Genomic DNA, 8074 nt, shown 5'->3' with positions numbered 1-8074 from the left:
CGCTTCTCCGTTGGTCGCCGCCACGTCGAAGCTGTAGCGCCACCCGAGTAGGCCGGGCCACTTCGTGACCAGCGGAAGGTGGTTGTTCACGTAGTAGTCGCGGAAGTGGTCGGGGTCGGCGGGCTTGGGATACAGGACTACCAACTTATGCATGACTGCCTCCCGGTGGGTGTGAGTGCGGTGTCCCGTACCGCGGTCGGTTGCATCGGCATATGCGCAGGTTAGGGCTTGATGTGTGGTCGAGGGAAAGACCGGGACGCGATAGACTCAGAACGGATCGTTATCAATCGGCAGGGAGGGCACGGGGTGCCGGATACGGTGAGCCTGCGGTACTTTCTGGTGCTGGCGCAGGAGTTGAACTTCACCCGCGCGGCCGCACGGATCGGTATCGCGCAGCCCGCACTCAGTGCCCGGATGCGCCGACTGGAGGCGGAACTCGGTACGAACCTGCTGGTTCGCACCACGCGCAGCGTCGTATTGACCACGGCCGGTGCGGCTTTGGCGGAGTCCGCGCCGCCCGCGCTGGCGGCGCTGGACCGGGCGTGGGACACCGCCCGGAAAGCAGGGGCCGGTGAACTGGGCACGCTGCGCATCGGATACAGCCTCAGCACGGGGGCCGAGACGGCACCCGCCCTGGTGGACCGGCTCATTCGCAGCAGCCCGGGACTCGAGGTCAGCGCGGTCCCGATGGCGACACCGGAGATCTCCCCCGCGGTCGCCGACGGCCGCATCGATGCGGGGATCACCCGCGGGGAACAGCCGGGACGTGGCGTGCGCCGGTTTCCGCTGCGGCGTGAGCGCGTCGGGGTCCAATTGGCACAACATCATCCGCTGGCCGAACATCCGGAGATCGAGATCGCCGACGCGGCCACATATCCGCTGCGGCTCCCCGACCGTGCGGCCAACCCGGTGATCCACGATCAGCTGTCCGCACTGTTCCGCGACGCCAGCCCCCGATTCCACACGCCCGCAGTCTCTTTCGACATGTCTCAGCGCGACCTACGCGACGGGCTCACCCTCGCCCCCGCCGGTGAAGTCGCGGTCACGACACAACCGGCCGGTCTCACGTGGCGACCGCTGCGGGGCGCACCCACCTTGACCATCCACCTGGTCCTCCCCCGCGTGCAGTCACCCCTACACCGCCGCATCCGTACCGTCGCCAAGGCCCTGGCACACGAGCTGCACTGGCTGCCGGACTGAACGCGCAGCAGGTCAGGAAGATTGCCGACGCTCGATGGCGCTTATTTTCGGTATCGAGCAGAATCGTGCAGTGACCAGGAGGGTGAGCGCACTTCGCGCACAGGCACGTACGAGACCGACCGCGCTGCGCGCAGCGTTGACCAAGGAATCGCGCGCGGCATTCAGCCGCCGGGCGGGACGAATACGGCTGTTCCCCGCGGTCACGGCAGCGCTGCTCGCCGGACTGGCTGTGGCCTTCGCAGCCTACGGATTCCTGCGCTGGATCACCCCCGTCGATGCGACCAAACAGGCCGCCGAAATCGATATCACTCGTGTCGCATTGACCGTCGTCGCCGGTGTCGGCGGCGTGGTCGCCCTGGTCATCGCCTACCGGCGTCAACGCGATCTCGAACAGAGCCGGTTCGTCGAGCGCTTCGGCGCCGCAGCGGCCCAACTCGGCGCGACAGATGTCGCGGTCCGAATCGCCGGGGTCTACGCGATGGCCGGTGTCGCCGACGAATCCGACGGCCCGCGCCGCCAGCAATGCATCGACGTGCTGTGCGGATACCTCCGCTTGCCCTACAGTCCGGAGCTCGGTGCCAACCACCAGAGCAAACTGGTCATCAAACAGCACCGCGCGACGGCGGATAACACCCACGCCGACGACCGGGAACACCACCACGAATATCGGCACAATGACCGAGAAGTCCGGGCAACCATCGTCCGTGTCATGACCGACCACCTTCGGCCCGAGGCCGCATATAGCTGGTCCACAGCCGATTTCGACTTCCGAACGGCCTATCTCGAGAACGTCGATTTCAGCCGTGCTCAGTTCTCGGGTGCTGTTCGGTTCGGCGGCGCGACCTTCTCCGGCGACGCCCGGTTCGGTAGCGCGACCTTCGCCGGCAACGCCGAATTCGACGGCGTAACCTTCGCTGCCGACGCGTGGTTCGACGGCGCAACCTTTTCCGGCAACGCCCGGTTTGACGGCGTAATCTTTTCCGGCAGAGCGCATTTCGACGGCGCAAACCTGTCCGGACACTCGCGGTTCGACAACGCAACCTTCACCGAGAACGCCTCGTTCGCCGGTGCGAACTTCTCCGCCGACGCCCGGTTCGGCGGCGCCACCTTCGCGGGCGACGCCAACTTCGGTGAGACAACCTTCTCCCGCAACGCCCGGTTCGACGGCGTAACTTTCTCCCGCAACGCCCATTTCGACGGCGCAGCCTTCTCCGGTAACGCCCGGTTCGGCAACGCAACCTTCGCCGCTGACGCCCGGTTCGACGGCGCGACCCTGTCCGGCAATGCCCGGTTCGGCGACGCGACCTTCGCCGGCAACGCAAGATTCGACGGCGCGACCTTCTCCGGCAACACCGGATTCGACAGCGTCAACTTTTCCGGTGACGCCGAGTTCAGCGAGGCGACCTTCACCGGCAACGCCGAGTTCGGTGACGCAACCTTCGGCGGCAACACAGGATTCGGCGGCGCCACCTTCACGGGCGACGCAGGATTCGGCGGCACCGTCTTCTCCAGCCATGCCCGATTCGACCGCGCGAGCTTCGCCGGCAATACATGGTTCGGCAGCACGACCTTCGCCGGCAAGGCACGGTTCGACCAGGTGACCTTCACCGGCAACGCCCGATTCGATGAGGCAGACTTCGGTAGCGGCACCATCTCGTTCAATGAACCGAGACACTGGGGCCCTCCGACACCTGTATTCGACTGGAGCGAAGACCACAGTCGAAAGCCTGCCAATATCGAACCACAGGATTGGCCGCCCGTTGTCGCGGCAAGTCACCAGCAGGCCGCGAAAGCCCCTCGATAGATGCAAGCTTTTTACCGAGAGACTCAACGTTCATAGTGCGTGGCAGGCCGGCGAGACCCCATCCTTATTGCCAGGGGCCCCTCTATGTCGACGACACCCGCCTTGCCGGCCGCAATCCTCTCGAGAATCGCTGTGGTTCCGCCGCCATGCCCGACCAGTTCGTGCTCACCCACGCCGCCAGATTGCCACAGGACTGACATCCAGCGGCCGATGGCAAAGCAGTCCTCCCCCGCGCAAGGCACAGGCTCGCGCGTAGGGCTGGGGCACACACCGCCCGCCGCGAAACAACAACCGCCATCACATGATTCGGAGGGCGCAGGCAGGCGGCCCGATCCGGGGGTGTCCATCCCGCGACTCCGATGCGACAGCCCGACCAACCCGACCGGACCGTCCCCCTAACGCACAATGCGGCTACCGGCCGCTGGGTGCCGCCGGTAGCCGGACGTTATGCGCGGGTCATCGCTTGATCAGCGCACCCAAGGCGGTGATCGAGGCCCGGCGTTCGTAGGCGATCCAGGCGAAGATCGCGGTGAGCACCAGCGGGAACGGAGCCAATTCCGGGGCGCCTGCCAGGAAGGCGTTGAAGCCGGCAGCGAGGAAGGTGACGATCGCCAGCCCGATCGCGGCGGCCGCGGTCAGGCGCGGCACCATGAGTCCGATCCCGCCCGCGACTTCGGCGAGACCGATGAAGACCAGCAGCGCCAACGGGATCGAGAAAGCGGTGGCGTTGTTCTCCATCAGGGTGTGCGGCATGACGAGCTTCGGCCCGCCGGAGGCGATGATGAAGAACAGACCGAGCACGACCTGCAGGGTCCACAGGACGCGGTTGCGGATCTTGCCGGGGCGGACGGCGGCAGTGGTCTGGGTGGCGGTGATGGCGGTCATCTCTTGTTCCTTCTGGGTCGGTCGCGCCGGGTTGGTGGCGCGTTCAGCAGTACAGACGGGGGCCGTCCGGAAAACTCATCGCCGCGGTCGAGAGAATCTTCACCGCCCCGTCGGGACCGGATACGCGCTGCGTTTCCGGCCAGAGCTGCCCTCGGATTCGAACTGATCCCGATCAGGACACACGGAAAGGCCGCCTACCGCGCCGTCGAGGTCGGCCATCGCACCGCGCCGGCGAAACGACAGAGCGCCCACCCGAATACCGGATGGGGGCCTCAGCAAGGTCGCTGACAGCAGCGCTGAAAGCGCTGCCCTACTTCTTTCCAGATGCCGATCCGCTACACGTTGAAGCGGAACTCGACTACGTTGACATCCCATATCGGCACGTCAAACCCGTGCTCACACATCGCGCTACGTTCCGAAGCAGAATAACCTCTGCACCTCTCCTCGACCCAACCAGCGCCGGCGCCTCGCGAGTTCCGACGCTCCGGCCGCGCCGTCCGGCTGACTCTAGTGAACTCGAGTGCGCACTCATGCCGATGAGCGTGCGACTGGAAGCAGTCCGTCGGCTGAGCGCATCCCACCAGAGAGTGTGGTGGTAGGAACTCTGCAGACACGGCATGGTCGGGTCATGACGGAGTTGCTTTTGCCACGTCGAGGCGAGGACGGTGAAGCCGAGCGAACTCGGCCGATGTCGTTTCCCCACGATCAGGACAGGATCGTCATCGGCCCCTATTGGTGTGAGCCCAAGCTCAGCGTCGAGCGCTTCCTGGCTGTTTGACTACGCCGACGCGGCATCGACTGGGACGCATTCAGAGCCGAGGAGTATCGCGCTTACCCCCTCAGTAAACACGGCGGGCCTCCACCACCGTATTCGTTCCACGTCAGTGTCCGTGCTGATGCACTACGGCGGGTGGGTCTACATCCACGCCAGCGCAACGGGTTTGCCATCGCCGAGCTTCACGGTAGTCGGCCATGGCATTGCGGCCACCGGGAATGGGACCGAATCGAGATGAGTACGGCCAGATGGCTGTGGCGGGGTATCGAGCAGATGCCTTGGGGGATCGCTGACCGATGGGAGATCGCCGACCTGCCCCGATCGGGTTGGTGCCCAACAGTTCTTGATGGCGAATCGATGAAATGGGCCATCGACGCCACTGTCCTGCAATGCCGCGAGTCGCGCTGACCGAACCGGCCAGCGCGGCGCAGCGGAAGATCAACGGGCAGGGGTCATCTGAGCCCGCCGGCCGAACGTCGCCAGGGCACAGTAGCCGAACGAAGATGAGGAGGCGGGCCGACTGCTACCGAAGCCGAAGGGGCACACTGACCCCGACATAGTTGCCATTTTCCTCGTACTCGGGCTGGTGTACGGGAATACGATCGTAGCAAAGGTGGTACGCCGTGACCGTCATGGTCGCTCATCATGGGCATCCAGGAAAGACGGATGAAGTGCGAGCTCAGGAAGCCCGGTCCGACCTTGCCATGCGCCTAAGTTCCCTCGAAGATATGCCGGATTCTATCGGCCTGACGTTCGAGGCAGCCCTCCGGGCGATGTATTTGAGCTTCTGGACGGATCGGGATGCCGATTATTTTGCGACGTGCGCGTCGGCTGCAATAGCTTTGCAGGTGGGCTCGGCAATTTTTGAAGTAACCGGCGATAATGCCGATGCGATTGAGTTATTCATTCTAGATAAGACCAGAACGCTGCCCATGATCAGCGCACGGACATTCGCTAGTGCTTCGAATTGGCTAAGCGCTTTCTATCTCGCTGTTATCTGCAGAGACCAAGCTAGGATGACCATGCTATGCAAAATCCCGGTCGACAGGCTTCGAGCGGCTAGTCGGGAAGATGAGTTCGTCTATCTTTGGGTAGATGTTCTGCAAACGTTTTGGCTTCGAGGTGACGGCTTGGCGTCTCGTCTTCTGAGAGCAATGGAGGCGTCATATCCTGATGCAGTTCGTTTCGTTTCGGAAGGTTACCTTCAAACGATTCTTTATCCGCCTGTGCATCTCTTCCATTCTTTGATCTTCAAAGGCGAAAGTCCCTTCAATGAAGCACTGAAAGATGCGTTAGAATTTCACAAAGTCTACTGGACATCGGATATTGAGCGCTTTGACGACGCCACGGGAGCAATTGCCCTGGCCCCACTTGCTATAGCCTGCATTGGATACGACATGGAAGTTGCGATCGAGGTCGAATCGGACTACATCCCCAGGCATATGTTAAAAGGCGACTGGCTCGAAGGATTTCGATACTAGTCTCTTGAAGTGTAGATGTTCGACTATTCTATGAGCTTCTGATGCACGCAAGAAGATCTCGATAAAGTACCCAGGAAAGAATATCGAAGCCATCTCAAACAGCTGCGCGATGGAGCATTCGACACCCGACCTAACGCAGATCAACCGAGGCGGAGGAATGTATAGACTTTCCTTTTACGGTGACATAAAGGCCGATAGCAGCAATCTCGTCCTTACCACTGTCAAGGAATGGTTCATGCAGGCGCGATAGATGCAAGGGATCGAATGTTCAGGTTTGAATTGACTTACCATGACGATATCACCGATGTCGACTGTCACGCCGGGTGGCCCGAGTCCCGCTGGGGGGCTCGGCCGAGCCCCCTCTACCAGTAGCTATACGGGTGCTGCCCTACTTCTTCCCAGACGCTAATCCCCTACGAAACCCGACCCCGTTGACATCCCATATCTGCACGTCAAACCCCTACTCACACATCGCGTCACGTTCCGAAGCAGAATAACCTGTGCGCCTCTCCTCGACCCAATCAGCGCTGGCGCCTCGTGAGATCCGACGCTCCGGCCGCACCGTCCGGCTGACTCTAGCGAACTCACATGCGCGCGCTCATGCCGATTGCCGGATGGGAGGTCGGTGTGCGCCTGTTCCTGGCGACTCAGTCGGCTCGGTATCGCAATTCCAGTCCGCGCTGCAACGCTGCGTACTCGTCGGAGGAAAGTCGGGCCTTCGCAGCCAGCTCTGCATCGGCTGCCGATCCGAATCGTGAACTCGCCCAGCCGGTATGGTCATCGACCAGAACGAGTGTGTCCCAACCACCTCCCATGCAGCGGGGTCCATCGACCAGCTCGTCGGCCAGTGCGCGCCACATGAGCTCGTCCTCGTCGGCGAGCAGTTCGGCCGCATCCGCGACGACAAGGCAGCTCCGGTACGCGGAAGGGCGTTGGCTCACTGCTTCGAAGAACTCCCACAGGGTTCGCGCGGCACCGTAGGGAAGCTGCATTGCGGCGGCGAAGTGCTCGAGCGCACGCTCCAGCGTCGAGCAGGCAGACCCGAGCGCCAACCGAACGTCGGCGCCGTCATCGGCGTCGTACCCGTAGTCGTAGATCGGTTGGAGACGAGCAACCAGGTCCGCCACCCGATCGCGATCACCGACTTCCACCGCGACCACCTGGCCAGGACTGGCGGCGATAGACTCGGCGATCCTTTCGATCTCTTCCACCTGCCCGATTGTGGCACTCGGTCCGGCTTGGAGCCTCGCTGGGATTCACTCTATGCCGCATACCGCTGACCGAGCCCGCCAGCGCGGGGCGCCGGCCGCCGGAACCTGGTGCGATGCATAACGTCCGCTATTGCCGAATGCAGCGCATGAGCAGGCTCCTGAAGTTGTTGCATGCATTATGGTGAGGAAGGCTGAGCCTAGTGAGCAGTTCCCCCGTTCCGCTCGATGAGCAGCAGCCGATAGACAAGAACCTGGGTGGCCACGTGCTGCGCCATCTCTACGGGGGCGAGACCCACGCGGAACTGTCGATCACGGTGCAAGACAGAATGATCCAGTACTCGCTCGTCTCTGAGCTTCAGTCAGCGAACATCCCCGACGACGATCTCGTTCAGGCAATCTGCGATCTGGTCGACCTGCACGAACGCTTCGGCTCCGGCCTGTGCAGGGCGAATTATCGATTCGTCAAGAACTCGGACGGGAGGTGGAACATGGTGGGCCGTTTCTCCTACGAGTCGGACACCTCATCCGTCTGAAATGCGGAATGCACTGACATGCCACGGACAGCGCTGACCGGACGGGCCAGCGCGGCGCGGCGGAAGGTCAACTGGCCGAGCAGGTTCGAGGTCGGCCGGCCCTGCCATCGAGTGTCCCAGTAGTCGAGTTCACTGCGATATTCTGCGACGCTGCCACCATCGTGCGCTCGTACGAAGCGGAACAT

Annotated in this window: 9 protein-coding genes; 5 read left to right on the top strand and 4 right to left on the bottom strand. The window is 62.8% G+C overall.

The features are described from left to right. A partial coding sequence (locus tag ON23_RS29025; protein ID WP_039782206.1) for an EthD family reductase occupies nt 1-153 on the bottom strand: 153 nt, incomplete at its 3' end. A 153-nt stretch (nt 154-306) separates the two neighbouring features. Here ON23_RS29025 and ON23_RS29020 point away from each other — a divergent pair. Both ON23_RS29020 and ON23_RS36220 read left to right on the top strand, forming a co-directional pair. Continuing rightward, a complete protein-coding gene (locus ON23_RS29020) occupies nt 307-1200 on the top strand; it encodes a LysR family transcriptional regulator (protein ID WP_039782205.1) in 894 nt (297 codons plus the stop codon). 478 nt (nt 1201-1678) lie between these two features. Continuing rightward, nucleotides 1679-3004 (top strand): pentapeptide repeat-containing protein, encoded by a 1326-nt coding sequence (locus tag ON23_RS36220; protein ID WP_157170314.1) that lies wholly within the window; start codon nt 1679-1681, stop codon nt 3002-3004. Between the two features lie 456 nt (nt 3005-3460). On the opposite strand, the gene ON23_RS29010 is transcribed toward ON23_RS36220, so the two are convergent. Next, complete coding sequence (locus tag ON23_RS29010) at nt 3461-3889, bottom strand: DoxX family protein (protein ID WP_039782204.1); 429 nt, start codon at nt 3887-3889, stop codon at nt 3461-3463. Between the two features lie 628 nt (nt 3890-4517). Between ON23_RS29010 and ON23_RS38165 the strand changes: the two genes are divergently transcribed. After that, a complete protein-coding gene (locus ON23_RS38165) occupies nt 4518-4667 on the top strand; it encodes a hypothetical protein (RefSeq protein ID WP_157170313.1) in 150 nt (49 codons plus the stop codon). Between the two features lie 629 nt (nt 4668-5296). Next, nucleotides 5297-6145, top strand: a complete 849-nt coding sequence (locus ON23_RS37165; RefSeq protein WP_223273972.1) for an immunity 49 family protein — start codon at nt 5297-5299, stop codon at nt 6143-6145. Nucleotides 6146-6792: 647 nt separating this feature from the next. Here the strand turns inward: ON23_RS37165 and ON23_RS29005 are convergent. Then, on the bottom strand, nt 6793-7356 hold the full coding sequence (locus tag ON23_RS29005) for a hypothetical protein (protein ID WP_039782203.1): 564 nt from the start codon (nt 7354-7356) through the stop codon (nt 6793-6795). Nucleotides 7357-7556: 200 nt separating this feature from the next. On the opposite strand from ON23_RS29005, the gene ON23_RS29000 reads away from it, so the two are divergent. Continuing rightward, a complete protein-coding gene (locus ON23_RS29000) occupies nt 7557-7889 on the top strand; it encodes a hypothetical protein (protein ID WP_039782202.1) in 333 nt (110 codons plus the stop codon). On the opposite strand, the gene ON23_RS38995 is transcribed toward ON23_RS29000, so the two are convergent. Next, the coding region (locus ON23_RS38995) for a hypothetical protein (protein ID WP_039782201.1) at nt 7862-8074 on the bottom strand (213 nt) is incomplete at its 5' end. The two genes, ON23_RS29000 and ON23_RS38995, sit on opposite strands and share 28 nt — an antisense overlap.

Source organism: Nocardia cerradoensis NBRC 101014, assembly GCF_000308535.1.
Lineage (GTDB): Bacteria > Actinomycetota > Actinomycetes > Mycobacteriales > Mycobacteriaceae > Nocardia > Nocardia cerradoensis.
This window is presented reverse-complemented; position numbering and strand designations above follow the sequence as displayed.

Excerpts from the sequence above, each read along its gene's own strand:
- ON23_RS36220 (WP_157170314.1), top strand. The coding sequence starts at position 1,679 with ATGGCCGGTGTCGCCGACGAATCCGACGGCCCGCGCCGCCAGCAATGC.
- ON23_RS29010 (WP_039782204.1), bottom strand. The coding sequence starts at position 3,889 with ATGACCGCCATCACCGCCACCCAGACCACTGCCGCCGTCCGCCCCGGC.
- ON23_RS38165 (WP_157170313.1), top strand. The coding sequence starts at position 4,518 with ATGACGGAGTTGCTTTTGCCACGTCGAGGCGAGGACGGTGAAGCCGAG.
- ON23_RS37165 (WP_223273972.1), top strand. The coding sequence starts at position 5,297 with ATGGTCGCTCATCATGGGCATCCAGGAAAGACGGATGAAGTGCGAGCT.